Genomic DNA, 21,230 nt, shown 5'->3' with positions numbered 1-21,230 from the left:
CGAGGTGAAGCCATGATCGGTCGGTTGCTGTTGGTGGTTTGTGTGCTGGTACTTCCTGCCGGGTGCGAACCCTTTGCCAGCACCGATTCCCTGTCCGATGAGTATCTTGAGCGTCTGGCCCGGGTGCTGGAAGTCGACAGCCCCGACAGGGTGGCGCCGCCGTCTGCCTCGGCTTTGCCTCGTCGACGGGAGCGGGTTCTGGCGATGCCCGAACTGCAGATGGGCATGCTCGATTTCCTGTCCCTTTATGGTTGTGAGCTTCAGTACGTGGTTGGCGAAAAAGCGTCGATCATGGGCCGGGTGATGCAGCCGATCAACCGGCTCAGGTATGAGGTCCGCTTCATCCAGGCTGGCGAGGACTGCCTGCCGGAAATAGAGGATGAGGAGCTGTCGGAAACGCTCCGGGCCGCCATTGACAGCAAGCGGCAGAGCCTGCCTCTTGCGGTGTGGAATGCCACCTGGGGGACCGAAGAGGTGGAAACCCTGCTGACGCTTTCCAAGGGCGATTACCCGGTGGGCGCCGGGCCGGCGGCTGTCTCCGATCTGTCCCTGGATCTGGATCAGTTGAACCGTATTACCGCACAACTCAATCAACAGAGACTGGATGTTCCTCTGCAGTCGCTGGGCAAGATCCAGCAGCGCTGGCAGGCGGAGTTCCGGGGCGGACAGTTGATCAACAGCGCCCGATTGCTCATCGCCACACTGCGGTCAGGCACGGCGATCATTGAAACCCGTCTGGACGACCGGCCGCTGTGCCTGAACGGGCAGCGTAACAATCAGTCCGACATCGTTCACAGCTTCTTTCTCAAGGTCTACATCGGCCAGATCCAGCCTTACATGAGTGATGTCAGCCGTGCCCGGCAGATGCTGATTGAGCCGCTTGCGGAGCTGGCCGCACAGCAGTCCGGGGTGATGCCAGAGACCTTTCTGAGTTGGTATCAGCGACACCTGGCAAGCAGAGGGGAAAACAGTCTCTGGCAACAACTGGATGAAGCCATGGCCCGGCATACCCGGGCCTGGCAGCAACTTCTGGGGCAGTGCGGGCTGCGCCCGGGCGCCTGAGGCTCAGGCCGCGGGCGCGCGGTTCACCTTCAGGTGAGCCATGGCGAAGGTAAACAGCAGGAAGGTGAAAATGGTCAGCAACACCGGGCCGGTGGCGCCCTGGCTCAGCCAGGCCGACACCACCGCCTGAGTGAAGTAGAAAATCACCACAAAGGCCAGCCAGATGTAGCCCTTGTTGTTACCCCGGAAGACCGGCAGGGCGAAGGCCAGCAGCGGTATCAGTTTGACGCTCAGCATGAGGGGGATGGAAACGCCCTCAATCGGCGCAGGCAGAAAGGTGGTGGCCACCAGGGTGACCACCACCGCCAGGTAAGCGGCAATGGTCAGTCGGGCGGTCATCCGGGCTTTGTCGTTGCGTAGCATTGGGGATCTGTCCTGTTGTTATCGGCTGGCGTGGGCTTCAGAGGATGGCCAGTACGTTTTCCGGTGGCCGGCCCACGGCGGCTCTGCCATTGTTGACGACAATCGGACGCTCGATCAGCTTGGGTGTGGCCACCATGGCCCGGATCAGTTCCTCGCGGCCCAACTCGGGGTTGTCGAGCCCCTGCTCCCGGTATTCTTTTTCCTTTATGCGCATCAGTTCCCGGGGCTGGCAACCAAGCATCTCCAGAATTTCACTGAGCTGCTGCTCTGTCGGTGGGGTTTCCAGGTAGCGTATAATCTCCGGATCAATTCCCCGGTCGGTCAGCAGTTCCAGGGTCTGGCGGGATTTTGAGCAGCGCGGGTTGTGGTAAATGCGAGTGGCTTCCGTCATCGTTGGGTCTGTTAGCCTCTGTTGTGTGGCTCGGTTTTAAAAGACGGTAGTCTAACAGGAGGTGGCATTGTGCAGTACCCTGTCTCCCCGGGTCGAATAGCCGGCCGGAGTGTCATCATGGCGGTACTTGCCGGCCTGCTTTCCGCCTGCGAGCCCCAGACGTTTGAACGTGCTGGCGGGCAGGAACTGGAATGGCAGAGCCTGCGCGGGCAGTGGGTGCTGGTCAACTACTGGGCCGAATGGTGTAAGCCCTGCCTGGAAGAGATTCCCGAGCTTAATCGTGTGGATCAGGCAAGTGATATTACGGTCCTTGGCGTCAATTTTGACGGCATCTCCGATGAGGCCCTTGCGCAGTTGGGGGACCGGATGGGCATTGAGTTTGATCTGTTAGCCCAGGATCCGGCGGGGGAACTGGGTTGGCAATCGCCGGACGGGCTGCCCACCACCTATGTTGTGACCCCGGAGGGTGAGTTGCAGGAGGTCCGTCTCGGGCCGCAAACCGAAGAAGGTATCCGGACACTGATTCGCGGATCGGATAGCAAGAACTGAAGACAAACAGGAATCAGCCTCGACTTATGGCGCAAACCTTCGTACATCTACGCGTGCACTCCGAGTATTCCATGGTGGATGGGCTGGTCAGGGTGAAGCCCCTGATCGGTCGCGTTGCCGAGCTGGGCATGCCCGCTGTTGGCCTGACCGAGCAATCCAATATGTGCTCGTTGGTCCGTTTCTATAAGGCGGCGCTGGGTGCCGGCGTCAAACCCATTATTGGTGCCGATATCTGGCTGGAAAATCCGGACGAACCGGATAATCCGTTCCGGCTGACGCTGCTGGCCCGCAACAACGATGGTTATCTGAACCTCACGGAAATCATCTCGTTGGGTTACACCGACGGCCAGGAGCACGGCCTGCCCATTATCCAGCGTTCGTGGCTGGAATCCCGCGCCCAGGGGCTGGTGGTGCTGTCGGGTGCCAAGCAGGGCGATGTCGGCAAGGCGTTGCTGGCGGGCAAGACAGAGCTGGCTCGGGAACGGGCGGAGTACTGGCGGTCGCTCTATCCCGACAGCTTTTATCTGGAACTCCAGCGTACGGGGCGGCCCGGAGACGAAGACTGTCTGCATCTGAGTGTGGAGCTGGCTGGCGAGCTTGGGCTGCCGGTCGTTGCCACCAACGATGTCCACTTCCTGGAGGCGGAGGATTTTGAGGCCCATGAGGCCCGGGTCTGTATCGGCGAAAGCCGGACCCTGGACGATCCCCGTCGTGAGCGCCGGTTCAGTGACCAGCAATACCTGCGCAGCCCAGAGGAGATGATCGAACTCTTCTCCGACATCCCGGAAGCGGTCGAGAACACCGTCGAGATCGCGCGTCGTTGTTCGGTCAAGGTGCGCATGGGCGAGTACTTCCTGCCCAATTACCCGATTCCCGAAGGCATGACCATGGATGAATACTTCCGTCATGCCTCGGAGGAAGGGCTCGAAGAGCGCCTGAAAAAGATACTGAGCAAGGACGATCCAGAGTACGAGGAGAAGCGGGCGGCCTATTACAAACGGCTCAACTTCGAGCTGGATATCATCATCCAGATGGGGTTCCCCGGTTACTTCCTGATCGTGATGGACTTCATCAAGTGGGCCAAGAACAACGGCGTCCCGGTGGGGCCGGGCCGGGGGTCCGGTGCCGGGTCCCTGGTAGCCTACGCACTGCTGATTACCGATCTGGACCCGCTCGGCTATGACCTGCTGTTCGAGCGCTTCCTGAACCCGGAGCGGGTATCCATGCCCGACTTCGACGTGGACTTCTGCATGGAAGGCCGGGACCGGGTCATTGAATACACGGCCGAGAAGTATGGCCGGGCTGCGGTGTCCCAGATCATTACCTTCGGCACCATGGCCGCCAAGGCGGTGGTGCGGGATGTAGCCCGGGTGCAGGGCAAGTCCTACGGGCTGGCGGACAAGCTGTCCAAGCTAATCCCGTTTGAACCGGGCATGACCCTGGACAAAGCCATCGAACAGGAGCCCCAGCTCAAGGACTTTCTGGACCAGGACGAGGAAGCCCAGGAAATCTGGGAAATGGCGCTCAAGCTGGAAGGTGTCTGCCGGAACGCCGGCAAGCACGCCGGGGGTGTGGTAATAGCCCCCACCAAGATCACCGACTTCTCGCCGCTGTACTGCGACGACGAAGGCGGCAGCCTGGTGACCCAGTTCGACAAGGGTGATGTGGAAGACGCTGGCCTGGTGAAGTTCGACTTTCTGGGCCTGCGGACCCTGACCATCATCAAGTGGGCCCTGAACATGATCAATCCCCGCCGACAGAAACGCGGGGAAGACGAACTGGACATCAACACCATCCCGCTGGATGACAAGCCGTCCTTCGACATGCTCAAGAAAGCGGAAACCACCGCCGTATTCCAGCTTGAATCCCGGGGCATGAAAGACCTGATTCGCCGCCTGCAGCCGGACTCCCTGGAAGACATGATCGCTCTGGTGGCCCTGTTCCGTCCCGGTCCGCTGCAGTCGGGCATGGTGGACGACTTCATTGACCGGAAACATGGCCGGCAACCCATGTCGTTCCCGCACCCGGATTATCAGTACGAAGGCCTGAAGCCGGTTCTGGAGCCCACCTACGGGGTTATCCTTTACCAGGAGCAGGTCATGCAGATCGCCCAGGTGATGGCCGGTTATACCCTCGGTGGTGCGGACATGCTGCGCCGGGCCATGGGTAAGAAAAAACCGGAGGAAATGGCCAAGCAGAAAGCCATCTTCCTGGACGGTTGTGAGAACAACGGCATCGACAAAACGCTGGCGGAAAACATCTTCGACCTGGTGGAGAAATTCGCCGGTTACGGCTTCAACAAATCCCACTCGGCGGCCTATGCCCTGGTGTCCTACCAGACCCTCTGGCTGAAGGCCCATTACCCGGCGGAGTTCATGGCCGCGGTGCTGACCGCCGATATGCAGAACACCGACAAGGTGGTCACCCTGGTGGAAGAGTGCCGGAGCATGGGGCTGGAGTTGCTGGTACCGGACGTCAGCCGTTCCGATTACACCTTTACCGTCAACGACGAAGGCCAGATCGTCTATGGCCTCGGGGCCATCAAGGGCCTTGGGGAAGGTCCCATTGACAGTGTGGTGGCCGCCGCGAAGGACGGCCCCTTCGAGGATATCTTCGATTTCTGCCGTCGGGTGGACCTGAAGAAAGTCAACAAGCGGGCGATGGAAGCCCTGATACGGTCCGGCGCCCTGGACAAGCTTGGTGCCGGTCGGGCCCAACTGATGGCCAGCATAGACAAGGCCATTCAGCAGGCGGACCAGCAGTCCCGGAACGACGCCGCCGGCATGGTGGACATGTTCGGGGAAATGCTCGCCGGTGGTGGCGAGGGTGAAGACCCCTACGCGGATGTGGCCAATGTCCGGGAGTGGCCCGAGAAAATGCGCCTGAAAGGGGAGAAGGACACCCTGGGTCTGTACCTCACCGGCCATCCTTTCGACGAGTACGAAAAGGAAGTGCGCCGCTTCGTGCGCTCCTCCATCGCGGACCTCAAACCATCCCGGTCGCCCCAGCGGGTTGCCGGGCTGGTGGTGGCCCAGCGCACGATGAAAACCCGGACCGGCTCCACCATGTGTTTTATTACACTGGACGACCGAAGTGCCCGTATTGAGGCGACCCTGTTCTCGGAGACGTTTTTCGAAAACCGTGAACTGCTGCAGTCCGATCAGGTCATTGTGGTGGAAGGGCAGGTCAGTCATGACGACTACTCGGGCCAGATGAAAATGCGGGTGAATTCGGTAATGGATGTGGCGACAGCACGCCAGCAGTTCAGCCGCGGTATCCGGCTGGCGCTTCAGAGTGACCAGTTGCAGAACGGCCTGCTGGACAAGTTGGGCGACACCCTGCAGCCGTTCCGTTGCGAGGGCAGCCCGGTCTGGATCGACTACCGAAGCGCCGATGCCAGTACAAGGATCGAACTGGGGCCGTCATGGCGTGTGCAGCCGGATGACAGTCTGCTGTTTGAGCTTCGTCATCTGGTAGGCGACCAGTCCGTGGAACTGGTCTATGATTAGGTGGCTTGTGAGCCATTTCAGGATGGATGGGCGGAAAACTTATACCATTGTCCGCTTTAGCTGCGGTGGCAGCGCTGTTATCTTTGATTCAAATTCTGTATGTGGTGGGCTATGTGCCTGCCTTGCAATGAAATGATGGAACATCATGAACCCTAATTACCTGGATTTCGAACAGCCGATCGCTGACCTGGAAGCCAAGATTGAAGAGCTTCGCATGGTTGGCAATGACACCGACATCAACATCACAGATGAAATCAGTCGCCTGAAGAAAAAGAGCGTCAGCCTGACCGAAAGCATCTTCTCGGATCTCAAGCCATGGGATGTGGCGCGGCTGGCCCGGCACCCCCGGCGCCCCTATACTCGGGATTACATCGAGATGATGTTCGAGGACTTTGACGAACTTCATGGTGACCGCCACTACTCTGATGATCTGGCCATCATCGGCGGCACGGCCCGTCTCAACAATAAGCCGGTGATGGTGATTGGCCATCAGAAAGGGCGTGAGGTCAAGGACAAGGTCCGCCGCAATTTCGGCATGCCGCGGCCGGAAGGCTACCGCAAGGCCCTGCGCCTGATGGAAATGGCCGAGCGTTTCAATATGCCCATCTTCACGTTCATCGATACGCCGGGTGCCTACCCGGGTATCGGCGCGGAAGAGCGCGGCCAGAGTGAAGCCATCGCCTTCAACCTGGCGGTCATGTCCCGCCTGAAGACTCCTATCATCTGCAATGTCATCGGTGAGGGCGGTTCCGGTGGGGCGCTGGCCATTGGTGTCGGCGACCGGCTGAACATGCTCCAGTATTCCACCTATGCGGTGATCTCGCCGGAAGGCTGCGCCTCCATTCTCTGGAAAAGCGCCGATTACGCAGCCCAGGCCGCGGAGGCGATGGGTGTGACCGCCGGCCGCCTGAAAGAATTGGGTGTTGCCGATACTGTGGTTGATGAACCTCTGGGTGGCGCTCACCGTGACCCGGACCAGATGGCGGAACGCCTGAAACAAACCCTGGTGAAGGGGCTCGAGGAACTCGAGCAACTGTCCGGGGATGAGCTGCTTGCCCGCCGGTATGAGCGCCTGACCCGGTATGAAGGAGGGCGATAAGCCCTCGCCGGGTTCCGACTGGCCGACGGATCTGTCGGGCCCGGTAACCGCACTGCCCGACCATTCCCGGGTCTGGATCGCCTTTAGCGGTGGTCTGGACTCGACCCTGCTTTTGCGGGTAGCCGCTGCCTGTCACGGCAGTGTCACTGCACTCCATATCAATCACCAGTTGCAGCCGGACCACGAACAGACCGAGCAGTTCTGTCGTGCCGTCTGTCAGGCTCTGGGCGTTCGTCTTGTTATCGAGCGGGTGGATGTGCCGGTTGGCTGTTCTGCCTCTGGTGGGCTGGAGCAGGCTGCCCGTGACGCCCGTTATCGAGTGTTCCGTTCTCACCTGCAGGCCGGTGATCTGCTGCTGATGGCCCACCATGCCGATGATCAGGCGGAAACCGTGCTGTTCCGGTTGCTGCGTGGCTCCGGTGTTGATGGCCTCTCCGGCATGCCGGCTTATCGGCCTCTGGGAGAAGGATCGCTGTTCCGTCCCTGGCTGGATATCAGTCGGGAGCGACTGGAGCAGGTTGCTGCAGACATCGGGCTGGACTGGATCGAGGACGCCAGCAACCGCAGTGAGGTTCACGACCGCAATTATCTGCGCCATTCGGTCATGCCGGGCCTGAAGCAGCGCTGGCCGGAGCTTCTGAAACGCATGTCCCGCAGTGCCGGGGCCTGTGCGGATAGCGCGCGCCTTAATCGTCGGCTGGCGGAACTGCGCTGGCAGGAATGCGGTGATGGTCAGGGCCGCATCCGGCTCGATCGGTTCCGGCAGTTGGACGAAATGGAGCAGCGCAACCTGATCCGATGGTGGATTGAAAACAATGGCTGGCCAGTGCCCTCTATGGCTTCCTGGAGGCAGGTGCTGGCAGAATTGCTGGATGCTGCCGATGACCGTGCACCGGAACTCCGCGGGGAGGGCTTTACCCTGCGACGATATCGTGGGCGGCTGTATCTGGTGCCCGAAGTCACCGTGCCCGGCAGGCCGGCAGAGCTGAGGCCTGGACAACCATTGCGATGGGGGGCGTGGACTCTGCGGCTTGAGCCGATGGAAGACGGTGCTAGCCCGGAAACCCCGGTTTTGCCAATAAGGGTATCTACGAGGCAGGGCGGTGAGCGGGTGAAACCGTCCCCGGGGAGACCTTCCAGAGCGCTTAAAACCTGGCTGCAGGAACAGGGCGTGCCACCGTGGGAGAGGGCACGGTTGCCGCTGGTTTACGAGGGGGCGCCCGGTGCCGGAGAGCTGGTCGCCATTGGTAATTTATGGTGTTCTGAACGATACTCGGGGAGCGCTCCGGCTGCCGGGTGGCGGCTGGTTGTTGAGAGGGAATTTGATTGAGTGGCACCCACCCTTCTGGTAATCTGGTGTCCCATCTTGAGATGAACAATCTCCCTCCTTCACCGAACCAGACAATCACGGAATCTGCATGACGCGTTATATTTTCGTCACCGGCGGTGTCGTGTCCTCTTTGGGTAAAGGTATAGCGTCCGCATCGCTGGCCGCTATCCTGGAGGCGCGCGGCCTGAAGGTCACCATCCTCAAATTGGACCCCTACATCAACGTCGATCCGGGCACCATGAGCCCGTTCCAGCATGGTGAGGTTTTCGTCACCGAAGATGGCGCCGAGACCGACCTGGACCTTGGCCATTATGAGCGTTTCATCCGCACCCGGATGAGCCGCCGCAACAACTTCACCACCGGCCGTGTATACGAAGAAGTGATCCGCAAGGAGCGCCGGGGTGATTACCTGGGCGGTACCGTGCAGGTCATTCCTCACATCACCGACGAGATCAAACGTCGCGTCGTCGAAGGCGCCGCAGGCGTCGATGTCGCCCTGGTGGAAGTCGGTGGTACTGTGGGGGATATTGAATCCCTGCCGTTCCTCGAAGCCTGCCGCCAGCTCAAGGTGGAGGTTGGCCCCCAGCGTGCGCTGTTCATGCACCTCACCCTGGTTCCCTACATCGCCACGGCCGGTGAGATCAAAACCAAGCCGACCCAGCATTCTGTGAAGGAAATGCGCTCCATCGGCCTGCAGCCGGATATCCTGCTGTGCCGTTCCGAGCATGAGGTGGATGCCAGCTCCCGTCGCAAGATCGCTCTGTTTACCAACGTTGAAGAGCGTGCGGTCATTCCGCTGCAGGACGCCAAGTCCATCTATGCCATTCCGCGCATGCTGCACGAGCACGGTCTGGATCAACTGGTGATCGAGCGCTTCAGCCTGGATGCCAATCCGGCGGACCTGAGCGAGTGGGACGACGTGGTCGAAGCGCTGATGAACCCGGGCGACGAAGTCACCATCGCCATGGTCGGCAAATACATGGAGCTGCTCGACGCCTACAAGTCGCTGATCGAGTCGCTGCTGCACGCCGGTATCAAGACCCGTACCAAGGTCAAGATCAATTACATCGATTCCGAAGACATCGAACAGGATGGCGTTGGTGCTCTGGCATCGGCAGACGCCATTCTGGTGCCCGGTGGCTTTGGCGAGCGGGGTGTCGAGGGCAAGATCCGCACCGTTCAGTACGCCCGGGAAAACAACGTGCCTTACTTGGGCATCTGCTTGGGCATGCAGGTGGCGGTTATCGAGTATGCCCGCAACGTGGCGGGTCTGACCGGAGCCCACAGCACCGAGTTCCGTGAACACACGCCGGCGCCGGTTGTGGGGCTGATCACCGAGTGGCTGGATGCCAGCGGTGAGCGTGAGGAGCGTACGGAAGAGTCCGATCTGGGCGGCACCATGCGCCTAGGGGCTCAGGACTGTGTCCTGACGGAAGGCTCCACCATCGCCAACTGCTACGGCCGCAAGACCATTCGCGAGCGTCATCGCCACCGCTACGAAGTGAACAACCATTTCCTGCCGAACCTGAAAGACGCTGGCCTGCAGATTGCGGGTCGTTCTTCGGACGGCAAGCTGGTGGAAGTCGTGGAAGCGCCGGATCATCCCTGGTTCGTTGCCTGTCAGTTCCACCCGGAATTCACCTCGACGCCCCGGGACGGTCATCCGCTGTTCAAGGGATTCGTTGAAGCCGCCCTGGCCAAGAAGAAGGGAGCCTGATCATGGCGCGCAACAAGCTGAACGTGTCCGGTATTGATATCGCCAACGACAGCCCGTTTGTGCTCTTTGGCGGCATGAACGTGCTGGAATCCCGGGATATGGCCTTCGAGGTGGCGGAAAAATACGTGGAGGTCTGTAACCGGCTGGGCATTCCCTACGTGTTCAAGGCTTCCTTCGACAAGGCCAACCGTTCATCGGTTCATTCTTTTCGCGGGCCGGGCCTGGAAAAAGGCCTTCAGATCCTGGCGGACATCAAGAGCCAGTTTGATGTGCCGATCATCTCCGACGTGCACGAGCCGGAACAGGCGGCGCCCGCTGCGGAGGTGTGTGACATCATCCAGTTGCCGGCGTTCCTGAGCCGGCAGACCGATCTGGTGGTCGCCATGGCTCAGACCGGTGCGGTGATCAACATCAAGAAGGCCCAGTTCCTGGCACCCCAGGAAATGAAACACATCATCAAGAAGTGCGAGGAAGCCGGCAATGACAAGGTGATCCTCTGCGAGCGTGGCAGCAGCTTCGGTTACAATAATCTCGTGGTCGACATGCTCGGCTTCGGGATCATGAAGCAGATGGACGTGCCGGTGTTCTTTGATGTGACCCATTCCCTGCAGATGCCGGGCGGCCGGGCGGACTCTGCCGGTGGTCGCCGTGCCCAGGTGACGGACCTGGCCCTGGCGGGTATGTCCCAGGGCCTGGCCGGTCTGTTCCTCGAGGCCCACCCGGACCCGGATCAGGCTAAATGTGACGGACCGTGCGCCCTGCGCCTGAACCAGCTCGAGCCCTTCCTGGAACGGGTGAAGGCCGTGGACGACCTGGTGAAAAGTTTTAAACCCATCGACACCGCCTGATTGGCGGTGTCTGTTTTTGGTTGGGAGTACGAGCAGGTAGGAGAGGGCTTTGCGAAACACGCTCCTGGCGGCACATCCCTGTGACGCCTGGGCTCCACCATCCCTGGCTCTGCACAGTTTCGCAAAGCCCTCTCCTACCTGCTCTATAATCCGCAAAATTAGAAACGATTAGACATCGAACATCTGGAGAATTATTCGCATGACCAAGATTGCCAACATTAAAGGCCGTGAGGTTCTGGATTCCCGCGGTAACCCCACGGTAGAAGCCGACGTTGTCCTGGACGACGGCACCCTCGGCCGGGCCTGTGCCCCGTCCGGCGCCTCCACCGGCTCCCGGGAAGCGCTGGAGCTGCGTGACGGTGACAAATCCCGCTATCTGGGCAAAGGTGTTCGCAAGGCGGTTGATGCGATTAACGGCCAGATCCGTGATGCCCTGCTGGGTAAGGATGCGGCCGATCAGCGCGGCCTGGACCAGCTCATGCTGGAACTGGACGGCACCGACAACAAGGCCAACCTGGGCGCCAACGCCATCCTGGCGGTATCCCTGGCGGCGGCCAAAGCTGCAGCCACGGCGGCGGGCAAGCCACTTTATGAGCACATTGCGGATCTCAATGGCACGTCCGGCCAGTTCTCCATGCCGGTACCGATGATGAACATCCTCAACGGTGGCGAGCACGCTGACAATAACGTTGATATCCAGGAATTCATGGTGCAGCCGGTGGCAACCAGCAGCTTTGCCGAAGCGCTGCGTGTGGGTGCCGAGATTTTCCACAGCCTGAAAAAGGTGCTGAAGGCGCAGGGGCTGAACACCGCCGTGGGTGACGAAGGTGGCTTCGCGCCTAACCTGCCGTCCAACGAAGCGGCGCTTGCGGCCATTCAGGAAGCCGTCGAGCAGGCCGGTTACAAGCTCGGCCAGGACGTGACCCTGGCCCTGGACTGCGCCTCCTCCGAATTCTACAAAGATGGTCAGTACCAGCTGTCCGGCGAAGGTAAGAGCTATGACTCCGAGGGCTTCGCCGATTACCTGGCCGGTCTGTGCGAGCGTTTCCCGATTGTCTCGATCGAAGACGGTATGGATGAAAGTGACTGGGACGGCTGGAAAGTGCTGACCGACAAGCTGGGCAGCAAGGTCCAGCTGGTCGGCGATGACCTGTTCGTGACCAACACCCGCATCCTCAAGGAAGGCATCGAGAAGGGCGTGGGCAACTCCATCCTGATCAAGTTCAACCAGATCGGCAGCCTGACCGAAACCCTGGACGCCATCAAGATGGCCCAGGACGCCGGCTACACGGCGGTTATCTCACACCGTTCCGGTGAAACCGAAGACACCACCATTGCCGACCTGGCGGTTGCTACCTGTGCCGGTCAGATCAAGACCGGTTCCCTGTGCCGCTCTGACCGCGTTGCCAAGTACAACCAGTTGCTGCGTATCGAAGAAGCGCTGGATGGCAAGGCCCTGTATCGCGGTCTGAAGGAGATCAAGGGACAGGGCTGACCCTATACGTCCTGCGGATTTTCATCCCGGAGTGTCCGTGTGAACGTCAAAGGCCATCGCCTCCAACCCTGAATTGGAGGCGATGGCCTTTTTAGACAGTCACTTACACGGTTCTGTTGTTATTCCACATTAACGACTATACTTACCCATCCACGAACCCGTTTATTCGCCAGTGCGCATGGATATGGCATGAAGACGCTTTGGGCCACACTTATTGTATTGATCGTTCTGCTCCAGGTTCGCCTGTGGGTGGGCGAGGGCAGTTTTGCCCAGGCCTGGTCTCTGGAAGAGGCTGTGGCGGAGCAGCGAGCGGAGAACGCCGACCTGGCGGTTCGCAACCAGCGCCTGTATGCGGAGGTGCGCAACCTTCGCAACGAACAGGGCGCCGTGGAGGAGCGTGCCCGGATGAACCTCGGTCTGATTCGCGAGGATGAGACGTTTTTCCTGGTTGTTGATAACTGACTTGGATGCATAGAGAGATAGGGGCATTCGTTCCTTAAGCCTTTTGTAGAGCCCGCTATGGTAAAACCACGTTTCTGGCTAGTCGTTCCCGCTGCCGGTATCGGCCAGCGCATGGGCTCGGAGTGTCCCAAGCAGTACCTGAAAATCCAAAACCGCTATATTCTCGACATCACTCTTTCCCGTCTACTTGATAACGGCCCCTTTGAGGCTTGCATGGTGCCGTTGAATGCCCGCGATCACTGGTGGCCGGGCTGTGAGTCAGCGCAGGATGATCGGGTTCAGACCTGCACCGGTGGCACCGAACGGGCGGATTCGGTGCTGGCGGCGCTGGAGGCCCTGGCGGAACAGGCGACGGACACGGATTGGGTTCTGGTCCATGACGCCGCGCGCCCCTGCCTGCATGCTCACGATCTTTCCAACCTTATTGATTCCTTGTCCGACCACCCGGTCGGTGGTCTGCTGGCGGCCCCCGTGGCCGACACCCTCAAGCAGGCCAGTGGGGACCAGCCCCCGGCCGTGGAAGCCACCATCGACCGTCGCCAACTCTGGCGGGCTCTGACACCGCAGATGTTCCGCTTTGGTGCGTTGCGGTCGGCCCTGAGCCAGTGTCTTGAGAATGACCAGCCGGTCACGGATGAGTCCTCTGCCATGGAGTTTTCCGGTAACATGCCGGTTCTGGTGGAGGGGCGGCCGGACAACCTGAAGATTACAGTGCCCTCGGATCTCGGCCTGGCTGAATTCATTCTTGGCCGTCAGTAGCCGCCGCCACCCAAAGTTATCTCTGTTCGGAGGCGTCCATGCGTATTGGTCAGGGCTTTGATGTCCATGCTTTCTGTGAAGGGGACACCGTGATGCTGGGCGGCGTTCCCATTCCGTACACCCAGGGCCTGAAAGCCCACTCGGATGGCGATGTGCTGCTGCACGCGCTGGCGGATGCCATGCTCGGGGCTGTGGCGCTCGGGGACATTGGTCACCTGTTCCCGGACACCAGCGAAGAGTGGGCCGGAGCCGACAGCCGGGTGATGCTGCGCCATGTGATGCAACGGGTGTTTGAAGAAGGGTATTCCGTTGCCAATGTGGACACCACCATCATCGCCCAGGCCCCGAAGATGGCTCCTCATGTTGAAGGCATGCGCCTGAACATCGCCGAGGATCTGGGCATCCCGGTCAATCACATCAGCATCAAGGCCACAACCACGGAGAAACTCGGATTCACTGGTCGTGGTGAGGGCATCGCCTGTCAGGCGGTCTGCTTGCTCGAGCCGGTGAAGGCATGATAGCGCCTTCTTCCAACTGGCGTCTGCAATGGCCGGTATCCGGCGGTCGTCGGGTGGCATCTGCGGCCCTCAAATCTGACGCGGCGGATTTTCGGGTCACTGAATCTCTCTGGCCGGACCTCGAACATCAGGGCGGGCAGGTGCAGCATCCCGATGGCGGTGGGGAGCACCTCTGCGTCCGTCTGGAGAAAACCGGCGACAACACCGAATTCGTGGCCCGGGAACTGGCTGTCATGGCTGGATGCCGGCAGCACGAAGTCGGTTTCTGCGGACTCAAGGACCGCCACGCCGTGACGGTCCAGTGGTTCAGTCTCTATCTGCCCGGCCGGGAAGCGCAGGACCCGGAATTACTGGCGGCGATTGCTGCCCGCTGGCCAATCCTCGCCAACTGCCGTTACCCCAGAAAGCTTCGTCGTGGTGATCACCTGAACAATCGCTTTGATCTTGTCCTGCGCCAGGTCGAGGGCGACCGGAATGAGCTTGATCAGGCCCTGGATCGCCTTCGGCGGGTGGGGGCACCCAACTACTTCGGGCCACAACGGTTTGGCCATGGTGGTGGCAACCTGGATCAGGCGGTGCGTATGGATCCGGCGTCACTGAACAGAAAACGCGGCCGTGGTGGCAGAAATAACCGGAAAAACGTATTGTTCTTTTCGGCGGCACGTTCGTGGCTTTTCAATGAGGTGCTGGCCGCCAGGGTGTCTGACGGAAACTGGGATACGGTTATGGACGGTGAGCCAGTGCCGCAGGCGGGGGCTCCCACCGGGCCTCTCTGGGGCGATGGCGGGACCACGGCAACCGGAGCCCAGGAAATCCTTGAGCGGGCTGTAGTGGCTGCCACGCCGGAGCTGGCAAGACTGTTTGATGCCACCCGCATGGCGCCGGAACGGCGATCACTGGTGGTACGCCCGGACGACCTGGACTGGCAATGGCTCGATGAACAGACCCTGCGCCTGGCTTTCGTGCTGGCCCCCGGCCAGTACGCCACGACGGTCCTGAGCGATGTGCTGGAACTGGAAGACCTCAGCCTGAAGAATAAGCAGTAAGGGAAGTGGAGAGCATAGTGCGAATTCTGTTGTCCAATGATGATGGCGTGCATTCACCAGGCCTGAGGGCCCTGTATGAGGAACTCGAAGGACTGGGGGAGCTGGATGTTGTCGCCCCGGACCGGGATCACAGCGGCGCGAGCAATGCGTTGACCCTGAACCGGCCGCTGACCGTGGAAAATCACAGCAACGGATTCCGTTCTGTGGATGGCACCCCGACCGACTGTGTCCACCTGGCTGTGAATGGCCTGTTCGATCATCCTTTTGACCGGGTGGTTTCCGGGATCAATACCCATGCCAATCTCGGCGATGACATCATCTATTCAGGCACCGTGGCCGCAGCCCTCGAAGGCCGGCATCTGGGCCTCCCGGCGATTGCGGTCTCACTGGTGAACGAGGGCCATTTTCATTACCAGACGGCTGGGCGTGTGGTGCGGATGCTGCTGGAATGCACAACCCCGCTGGCCCTGGGCCCCCGTTCGATTCTCAATGTGAATGTTCCCGATGTGCCCTGGGAAGACCTGGCCGGGTTCCGGGTCACCCGGCTCGGTCACCGTGAACGCGCCGAAGGCGCCGTGCCGGTGACCTGCCCCCGGGGCAAACAGCGCTACTGGATCGGCGCCGCCGGCAAGGGCGGCGATGCCGGCCCTGGCACTGACTTTCATGCCGTCCGTGAGGGCTTTGTATCCATCACTCCGGTTCATACCGACATGACCCGCCATGAGGCGTTACCGGATCTGGAGACCTGGGTTGATGGCCTGGCCGAGGACGGAGGCCCCCGGCAATGAGCAAGGTGATTGAAGGTATTGGCATGACGTCACGGCGAACCCGCATGCGGCTGGTCAGCCGTCTGCAGGAGGCCGGCATTGAATCCGCCCGGGTGCTGGAGGTTATTGGTCAGGTGCCAAGGCACATTTTTCTGGATGAGGCGCTGTCGCACCGGGCCTATGAAGATACTTCCCTGCCTATCGGGCATGGCCAGACTCTGTCCCAACCCTACATTGTTGCCCGGATGACGGAACTGCTGCTGGCTCACGAACCTGAGCATGTGCTGGAGCTGGGCACCGGGTCGGGTTATCAGACCGCTGTGCTGTCGCGCCTTTTTCCAAAGATCTACAGCGTCGAACGGATCCGGCCATTGCAGGAACGGGCCCGGGAGCGGCTCAGAAAGCTGGACATCCGCAATGTCATGCTCAAGCACGCCGATGGTGGCATGGGCTGGCCTGACCGGGGGCCTTTTGACGGCATCATTGTGACGGCGGCACCGTCCGACGTGCCGGGCGAGTTGCTTGATCAACTGGCGGACGGCGGAGTGCTCATCGCACCGGTCGGCGAAGAAAAACAGGTACTGGTTGAGGTTATCCGGCGCGGTGACAGCTTTGAGCGTCGGGAACTCGAACCGGTCAACTTTGTGCCGTTACTGGCCGGGGTGATCCGTTGACCGGAGATGAGCGGAGCGTGGAACCGAAGCACCATCCGGTTGCGGTATTCCTGCGTGGTATGGCCATGGGAGCGGCGGATGTGGTGCCCGGCGTTTCCGGCGGCACCATCGCGTTTATAACCGGGATCTACTTCCGGCTGCTTGAGGCGATCAATGCGGCCGTCCCGGCGTTTTTCAAACATCTGCTCCGCGGGGATGTCTCCGGATTCTGGCGTGCCATTGATGGCACTTTTCTGATCGCTCTGCTGGCAGGCATCCTGACCAGTATCGCCACCCTGGCATCCGCCATTACCTGGGTTCTGGCAACCCATCCCATTCTGATCTGGAGTTTCTTTTTCGGGCTGATTGTGGCGTCGGTCTGGCATGTGGGGCTGCAGATCCGACGGTTTGTGCCTTCACTGTTGCTGCCACTGGCCGCGGGTATAGCGATCGCCTGGTGGCTGACCCACCTGCCCGCGTCGGAGTTGACCGCATCCAATCTTGCCTTTCTGGGGGCCGGGGCACTGGCCATCTGCGCGATGATTCTGCCCGGTATCTCCGGCAGCTTCCTGTTACTGGTTATCGGCATGTATGCGCCGGTGCTGTCAGCGATCAAATCATTTGAGGTTGGCCACCTTGGCCTGTTTCTGGCAGGTTGTGTCATCAGTCTGTTGTCGGTTGCCCGTCTGATCACGCTGGCGTTCCGGCACGCCCATGACCTTGTGCTGGCGCTCCTGACCGGCTTCATGGTGGGCGCGCTGGGCATGGTCTGGCCCTGGCAGAAGACCCTGAGCTGGCGCACCAACAGTGCCGGTGAGCAGGTGCCGTTGAGTCAGACACCGGTCACTCCGGACACCTGGCAGTCGCTGCAGGGGCAGGATCCCCAGCTCCTGCTGGCGATTCTGATGGCTGTGATTGGCTTCGCTCTGGTGCTTGGGCTGGATTACGCAGGCAACTGGAACCAGCGCCGGAAAGCCTCAGGAAGGTAGGTGGCTAACCAGAAAGTCATCGGGATCAGAGTGTTACCCTGATCGCTGATGGACTGTTTCTGAAAGTAACAGGGCGACCTGCCAGTAACTTGGAATCGTCTATTATTTGTGCAATATATTAGTAAGTTAGTCCTGAAACATGAGAAATTGCATCGAGTCGGGTCGATTTCTTAGATAGATTTAGCATAGTCAGGCAATTTTTATACGTGACTCATTCAAGCGGCCGTAAAATATTTTTGACTCATGGGACCCCATCGGTTTCCGGAGCCGGTTCGCATCGTCACTCGTCCAGGGTACGCACCAGCCTGGCGCTTTTCTGGCCCCTTCTCCTTATTCTGGTGCTTCCAGGCTGTAATACCAGCGCCATATTCAACGACCATCTTTATAACCCACCGGTGCATTGGGGAACGCATGTTGTCAAAAAAGGCGAAACCCTTTACCGCATTGCCTGGCGCTATGGCCGGGATTATCGGGAGCTGGGCCGGGCCAATGGCCTCAGTCCGCCCTGGACCATCAAGCCAGGCCAGGTGATACGGCTTGACCGGCGGGGCTCGGTGCCCACTCAGACCCGTACTGCCTCCCGGAGCCAGAGCTCGGACAGCGTCAGCCGCAGTCGCTCGACCCAGCCGTCCCGGGCCCGTTCCAGTTCCCGGTCGAGCCAGGGTAGCCAGACGGTCGCCAATGTGAACTGGCATTGGCCCCACGGTGGCACCGTAATTGCAGGTTATTCAACATCCGGAAAAGTCAATAAGGGTATTGATATAGCCGGGAGCCCCGGCGACGCTGTCAAGGCAGCCGCCGACGGCAGTGTGGTTTATGCCGGGAACGGGTTGTTGGGTTACGGCAACCTCATTATCGTGAACCACAATGAGCACTATCTCAGTGCTTACGCACATAACCGAAAAATTCTGGTGCAGGAAGGGGAGGACGTAAAAGCCGGACAGGTAATCGCAGAACTCGGGAGTACAGGGACAGACAGACCGGTGTTGCATTTCGAGATCCGTAAAAACGGTAATCCGGTGGATCCATCCCGATATCTTCCGGGGCGATAGAGCACAGGGAAGCCAATGCTTTAACTGATTGCCTGCAGGCTGACTGAAAATCCGCAGAAAGAATAAAAAAGGCTGTATGACAACAGCCGGAAAAACTGTGTCCTGAGACAAAACCGGAACACGCCCGGTCGAATCGAAACCAGCCGGGCGATGCAGGATTATTAGAGGCGGGGTGTACAATGTCAGCAGAGCAAGAAGACCTCATCGTTGATCGCGTTGCAGATCTGGACGACGCAGACGATCAACTGCTAGCGGAGGAACGTACGGAGAAGGCCGCGGCGGACACCGCCCAGGCTGAAACGGAAGACGGCTTTTCCGCCAAGGGAAAATACTACGCCAGCCAGAAACAGCTGGATGCCACTCAGCTTTACCTCAACGAAATCGGGTTCTCCCCACTACTGACGCCGGAAGAGGAAGTCTATTTCGCGCGCCTGGCCCGCAAGGGCGATGATGCCGGTCGCAAGCGGATGATCGAAAGCAACCTCCGGCTGGTTGTCAAAATCGCACGGCGTTACGTTAATCGCGGTCTGACCCTCCTTGACCTGATTGAAGAAGGTAATCTGGGCCTGATCCGTGCGGTCGAGAAGTTTGACCCTGAGCGGGGATTCCGCTTCTCCACCTATGCCACCTGGTGGATCCGTCAGACCATTGAGCGGGCCATCATGAATCAGACGCGCACCATTCGTCTGCCGATTCATGTGGTCAAGGAACTCAATCTCTACCTGCGCGCAGCCCGGGAGCTGACCCAGAAACTGGACCATGAACCCAGCGCCGAGGAAATCGCGCGCATGGTGGACAAGCCGGTTGATGACGTAAAGCGGATGCTGGGGCTGAATGAACGCGTGGCCTCCATGGATACGCCCATCGGCACGGGTGGCGACAAGTCCCTGCTGGATACGGTGGCAGACGAAGGTGCCGCTGATCCGGCGGACCTGCTGCAGGACAATAATATGTCCTCGTGTCTTGCCAAATGGATTGACCAGCTCAGTGAGAAACAGCGGGAGGTTCTGTCGCGCCGCTTTGGTCTTCGGGGCTATCCTGTCAGTACCCTGGAAGAGGTCGGGCAGGAAATCGGTCTGACCCGCGAAAGGGTCCGCCAGATCCAGGTGGAAGCCCTGCGCAGGCTTCGGGAGATCCTCGAAAAGGAGGGGCTTTCGGGTAACCTGCTGTTCAAGTAAGCAGGGGACCCGTTCCGATCCGGAAACCGGCCACGAGGCCGGTTTTTTTGTGTCTGTATGTTGGGAAGCAGGCGGAGGCCTACGACTTTGGTAGAGTTTCGGCGTCGGTTGTTATAGGGTGTCGGACCTCGGCGTTCAATGAATAGGTGGAGGAAAACCAACAATGATGAAACATGCTCTGTCTGCAGGCCTGGCAACGCTGCTGCTGACCACGGTGCTGTCAGCGCCCGCTGCCGCTATGACCGTTGAAGGTGTGGATGTGCCTGAAAGCTACCAGGCGGACACGACGGGTCTGGAACTCAGTGGGGCCGGCACCCGATCCAAGTTTTTCATGGACCTCTATGTGGGCAGCCTGTACCTGACCCCGGAGGGCGCCTCTGGAGAGAGCGTTCTGGCGGCCGATGAACCCCAGGCGATCACCCTGCATATTGTCTCCGGCATGATCACCAGTGAGCGTATGACCGATGCCACACTGGAGGGCTTCGAAGCCTCCACGGATGGCAACGTGGAGCCGGTTCAGGATGAGATTGATCGTTTCATGGCGGTTTTCCAGGATGAGATCACCGAAGGCGATGTGTTCGATCTGGTTTACCTGCCTGGAGAGGGGGTCCGGGTTCTCAAGAACGGTGAACTGAAGGACACCATCGGAGACCTGCAGTTCAAAAAGGCTCTGTTTGGTATCTGGTTGTCTGATGATCCCGCCCAGGATGACCTGAAAGAGGACATGCTCGGGCTGTAATGGCCGTCTTCGACCGTTGATGGCGCCGGCAGGGTGAATGCCCGCCGGCGCTGCAGGTTACTGATAGTCCCGCTTCTGCTTGAACTCGCAGAGATCTTCGATGATACAGGCACCGCACTTCGGCTTGCGGGCCGTGCAGGTGTAGCGGCCATGGAGGATCAGCCAGTGATGGGCGTCCATCAGAAACTCCCTGGGTACCAGCCGCATCAGGCGCTGCTCGACCTCAACCACATTTTTGCCCGGGGCAATCCCTGTCCGGTTTGAGACCCGGAAAATATGCGTATCCACCGCCATGGCGGGCTGGCGGAATGCCGTATTGAGTACCACGTTTGCCGTTTTTCGTCCGACACCGGGCAGGGCTTCCAGGTCCTTGCGATTGTCGGGAACCTCTCCGCCGTGCTTCTCGATCAGCATGCGGCACGTCTTTATCACGTTTTCCGCCTTGCTGTTAAACAGGCCAATGGTCTTGATGTATTCCTTGAGGCCATCGACGCCCAGCGCCAGGACGGCCTCCGGTGTATTGGCCACCGGGAACAGCTTGGCCGTGGCCTTGTTGACGCCTACATCTGTTGCCTGGGCCGAAAGGATCACCGCGATCAGCAGTTCAAACGGCGAGCTGTAGTTAAGCTCGGTGGTGGGCTCCGGATTGGCGTCCCGCAGCCGTGTGAAAATCTCGGTTCGTTTCTGTTTGTTCATGCCGGTCC

Annotated in this window: 21 protein-coding genes; 18 read left to right on the top strand and 3 right to left on the bottom strand. The window is 59.9% G+C overall.

Annotated features, from left to right (window positions below; genetic code table 11):
- The first annotated feature begins 12 nt into the window (after positions 1–12).
- Positions 13–1,062 carry a DUF3080 domain-containing protein gene (locus HNR38_RS16610; protein ID WP_183706413.1) on the top strand — a complete coding sequence of 350 codons (1,050 nt, stop codon included), beginning with the start codon at positions 13–15 and terminating at the stop codon, positions 1,060–1,062.
- A gap of 3 nt (positions 1,063–1,065) precedes the next feature.
- On the opposite strand, the gene HNR38_RS16605 is transcribed toward HNR38_RS16610, so the two are convergent.
- Both HNR38_RS16605 and arsC read right to left on the bottom strand, forming a co-directional pair.
- A complete protein-coding gene (locus HNR38_RS16605) occupies positions 1,066–1,425 on the bottom strand; it encodes a DUF2069 domain-containing protein (RefSeq protein ID WP_183706411.1) in 360 nt (119 codons plus the stop codon).
- 37 nt (positions 1,426–1,462) lie between these two features.
- Positions 1,463–1,816, bottom strand: a complete 354-nt coding sequence (arsC, locus tag HNR38_RS16600; RefSeq protein ID WP_183706409.1) for an arsenate reductase (glutaredoxin) — start codon at positions 1,814–1,816, stop codon at positions 1,463–1,465.
- Between the two features lie 117 nt (positions 1,817–1,933).
- On the opposite strand from arsC, the gene HNR38_RS16595 reads away from it, so the two are divergent.
- The 17 genes from HNR38_RS16595 (at position 1,934) to HNR38_RS16515 (ending at position 20,526) form a co-directional block, all read left to right on the top strand.
- Positions 1,934–2,365 carry a TlpA family protein disulfide reductase gene (locus HNR38_RS16595; protein WP_183706407.1) on the top strand — a complete coding sequence of 144 codons (432 nt, stop codon included), beginning with the start codon at positions 1,934–1,936 and terminating at the stop codon, positions 2,363–2,365.
- A 26-nt stretch (positions 2,366–2,391) separates the two neighbouring features.
- Positions 2,392–5,874 carry a DNA polymerase III subunit alpha gene (dnaE, locus tag HNR38_RS16590; protein WP_183706405.1) on the top strand — a complete coding sequence of 1,161 codons (3,483 nt, stop codon included), beginning with the start codon at positions 2,392–2,394 and terminating at the stop codon, positions 5,872–5,874.
- 145 nt (positions 5,875–6,019) lie between these two features.
- Positions 6,020–6,973 (top strand): acetyl-CoA carboxylase carboxyl transferase subunit alpha, encoded by a 954-nt coding sequence (gene accA, locus HNR38_RS16585; RefSeq protein WP_183706403.1) that lies wholly within the window; start codon positions 6,020–6,022, stop codon positions 6,971–6,973.
- Entirely contained in the window at positions 6,957–8,303 is a 1,347-nt protein-coding gene (gene tilS, locus HNR38_RS16580) for a tRNA lysidine(34) synthetase TilS (protein WP_183706401.1), read from the top strand. Before accA ends, tilS begins: the two co-directional genes overlap by 17 nt.
- An 88-nt stretch (positions 8,304–8,391) precedes the next feature.
- Entirely contained in the window at positions 8,392–10,020 is a 1,629-nt protein-coding gene (gene pyrG, locus HNR38_RS16575; protein ID WP_183706399.1) for a CTP synthase, read from the top strand.
- A gap of 2 nt (positions 10,021–10,022) precedes the next feature.
- Positions 10,023–10,868 carry a 3-deoxy-8-phosphooctulonate synthase gene (kdsA, locus tag HNR38_RS16570; protein ID WP_183706397.1) on the top strand — a complete coding sequence of 282 codons (846 nt, stop codon included), beginning with the start codon at positions 10,023–10,025 and terminating at the stop codon, positions 10,866–10,868.
- A 199-nt stretch (positions 10,869–11,067) separates the two neighbouring features.
- Positions 11,068–12,363 (top strand): phosphopyruvate hydratase, encoded by a 1,296-nt coding sequence (eno, locus tag HNR38_RS16565; RefSeq protein ID WP_183706395.1) that lies wholly within the window; start codon positions 11,068–11,070, stop codon positions 12,361–12,363.
- A 189-nt stretch (positions 12,364–12,552) separates the two neighbouring features.
- Positions 12,553–12,825, top strand: coding sequence for a septum formation initiator family protein (locus tag HNR38_RS16560; protein ID WP_183706393.1), 273 nt, complete (start codon positions 12,553–12,555; stop codon positions 12,823–12,825).
- A 57-nt stretch (positions 12,826–12,882) separates the two neighbouring features.
- Positions 12,883–13,584 (top strand): 2-C-methyl-D-erythritol 4-phosphate cytidylyltransferase, encoded by a 702-nt coding sequence (ispD, locus tag HNR38_RS16555; RefSeq protein WP_183706391.1) that lies wholly within the window; start codon positions 12,883–12,885, stop codon positions 13,582–13,584.
- Positions 13,585–13,622: 38 nt separating this feature from the next.
- Positions 13,623–14,102, top strand: coding sequence for a 2-C-methyl-D-erythritol 2,4-cyclodiphosphate synthase (gene ispF / locus HNR38_RS16550; RefSeq protein ID WP_183706389.1), 480 nt, complete (start codon positions 13,623–13,625; stop codon positions 14,100–14,102).
- Positions 14,099–15,148, top strand: coding sequence for a tRNA pseudouridine(13) synthase TruD (gene truD, locus HNR38_RS16545; RefSeq protein ID WP_183706387.1), 1,050 nt, complete (start codon positions 14,099–14,101; stop codon positions 15,146–15,148). Before ispF ends, truD begins: the two co-directional genes overlap by 4 nt.
- Positions 15,149–15,165: 17 nt before the next feature.
- A complete protein-coding gene (gene surE, locus HNR38_RS16540; protein ID WP_183706385.1) occupies positions 15,166–15,936 on the top strand; it encodes a 5'/3'-nucleotidase SurE in 771 nt (256 codons plus the stop codon).
- Positions 15,933–16,589: a protein-L-isoaspartate(D-aspartate) O-methyltransferase gene (locus HNR38_RS16535; RefSeq protein WP_183706383.1), complete on the top strand. Its 657-nt coding sequence runs from the start codon at positions 15,933–15,935 to the stop codon at positions 16,587–16,589. Before surE ends, HNR38_RS16535 begins: the two co-directional genes overlap by 4 nt.
- 59 nt (positions 16,590–16,648) lie before the next feature.
- Positions 16,649–17,557, top strand: coding sequence for a DUF368 domain-containing protein (locus HNR38_RS16530; RefSeq protein ID WP_246362778.1), 909 nt, complete (start codon positions 16,649–16,651; stop codon positions 17,555–17,557).
- A 305-nt stretch (positions 17,558–17,862) separates the two neighbouring features.
- A complete protein-coding gene (locus HNR38_RS16525; RefSeq protein WP_183706437.1) occupies positions 17,863–18,609 on the top strand; it encodes a peptidoglycan DD-metalloendopeptidase family protein in 747 nt (248 codons plus the stop codon).
- 179 nt (positions 18,610–18,788) lie between these two features.
- Positions 18,789–19,787: an RNA polymerase sigma factor RpoS gene (rpoS, locus tag HNR38_RS16520; protein ID WP_183706381.1), complete on the top strand. Its 999-nt coding sequence runs from the start codon at positions 18,789–18,791 to the stop codon at positions 19,785–19,787.
- 163 nt (positions 19,788–19,950) lie between these two features.
- On the top strand, positions 19,951–20,526 hold the full coding sequence (locus HNR38_RS16515) for a chalcone isomerase family protein (protein ID WP_246362773.1): 576 nt from the start codon (positions 19,951–19,953) through the stop codon (positions 20,524–20,526).
- A 57-nt stretch (positions 20,527–20,583) separates the two neighbouring features.
- Here HNR38_RS16515 and nth read toward each other — a convergent pair whose 3' ends face one another.
- Entirely contained in the window at positions 20,584–21,222 is a 639-nt protein-coding gene (gene nth / locus HNR38_RS16510; protein ID WP_183706379.1) for an endonuclease III, read from the bottom strand.
- Between the last annotated feature and the right edge of the window lie 8 nt (positions 21,223–21,230).

This window comes from Marinobacter oulmenensis, assembly GCF_014201735.1.
In the GTDB taxonomy this organism is placed as follows: Bacteria; Pseudomonadota; Gammaproteobacteria; order Pseudomonadales; family Oleiphilaceae; genus Marinobacter; species Marinobacter oulmenensis.
The sequence above is the reverse complement of the archived record's forward strand: the minus strand, read 5'-3'. Positions and strand labels throughout refer to the sequence as shown.

Excerpts from the sequence above, each read along its gene's own strand:
- eno (WP_183706395.1), top strand. The coding sequence starts at position 11,068 with ATGACCAAGATTGCCAACATTAAAGGCCGTGAGGTTCTGGATTCCCGC.
- HNR38_RS16595 (WP_183706407.1), top strand. The coding sequence starts at position 1,934 with ATGGCGGTACTTGCCGGCCTGCTTTCCGCCTGCGAGCCCCAGACGTTT.
- ispF (WP_183706389.1), top strand. The coding sequence starts at position 13,623 with ATGCGTATTGGTCAGGGCTTTGATGTCCATGCTTTCTGTGAAGGGGAC.
- nth (WP_183706379.1), bottom strand. The coding sequence starts at position 21,222 with ATGAACAAACAGAAACGAACCGAGATTTTCACACGGCTGCGGGACGCC.
- HNR38_RS16605 (WP_183706411.1), bottom strand. The coding sequence starts at position 1,425 with ATGCTACGCAACGACAAAGCCCGGATGACCGCCCGACTGACCATTGCC.
- HNR38_RS16560 (WP_183706393.1), top strand. The coding sequence starts at position 12,553 with ATGAAGACGCTTTGGGCCACACTTATTGTATTGATCGTTCTGCTCCAG.
- HNR38_RS16610 (WP_183706413.1), top strand. The coding sequence starts at position 13 with ATGATCGGTCGGTTGCTGTTGGTGGTTTGTGTGCTGGTACTTCCTGCC.
- HNR38_RS16530 (WP_246362778.1), top strand. The coding sequence starts at position 16,649 with ATGGCCATGGGAGCGGCGGATGTGGTGCCCGGCGTTTCCGGCGGCACC.
- dnaE (WP_183706405.1), top strand. The coding sequence starts at position 2,392 with ATGGCGCAAACCTTCGTACATCTACGCGTGCACTCCGAGTATTCCATG.
- accA (WP_183706403.1), top strand. The coding sequence starts at position 6,020 with ATGAACCCTAATTACCTGGATTTCGAACAGCCGATCGCTGACCTGGAA.
- ispD (WP_183706391.1), top strand. The coding sequence starts at position 12,883 with ATGGTAAAACCACGTTTCTGGCTAGTCGTTCCCGCTGCCGGTATCGGC.
- pyrG (WP_183706399.1), top strand. The coding sequence starts at position 8,392 with ATGACGCGTTATATTTTCGTCACCGGCGGTGTCGTGTCCTCTTTGGGT.
- rpoS (WP_183706381.1), top strand. The coding sequence starts at position 18,789 with ATGTCAGCAGAGCAAGAAGACCTCATCGTTGATCGCGTTGCAGATCTG.
- arsC (WP_183706409.1), bottom strand. The coding sequence starts at position 1,816 with ATGACGGAAGCCACTCGCATTTACCACAACCCGCGCTGCTCAAAATCC.
- HNR38_RS16535 (WP_183706383.1), top strand. The coding sequence starts at position 15,933 with ATGAGCAAGGTGATTGAAGGTATTGGCATGACGTCACGGCGAACCCGC.
- tilS (WP_183706401.1), top strand. The coding sequence starts at position 6,957 with ATGAAGGAGGGCGATAAGCCCTCGCCGGGTTCCGACTGGCCGACGGAT.
- truD (WP_183706387.1), top strand. The coding sequence starts at position 14,099 with ATGATAGCGCCTTCTTCCAACTGGCGTCTGCAATGGCCGGTATCCGGC.
- kdsA (WP_183706397.1), top strand. The coding sequence starts at position 10,023 with ATGGCGCGCAACAAGCTGAACGTGTCCGGTATTGATATCGCCAACGAC.
- HNR38_RS16515 (WP_246362773.1), top strand. The coding sequence starts at position 19,951 with ATGATGAAACATGCTCTGTCTGCAGGCCTGGCAACGCTGCTGCTGACC.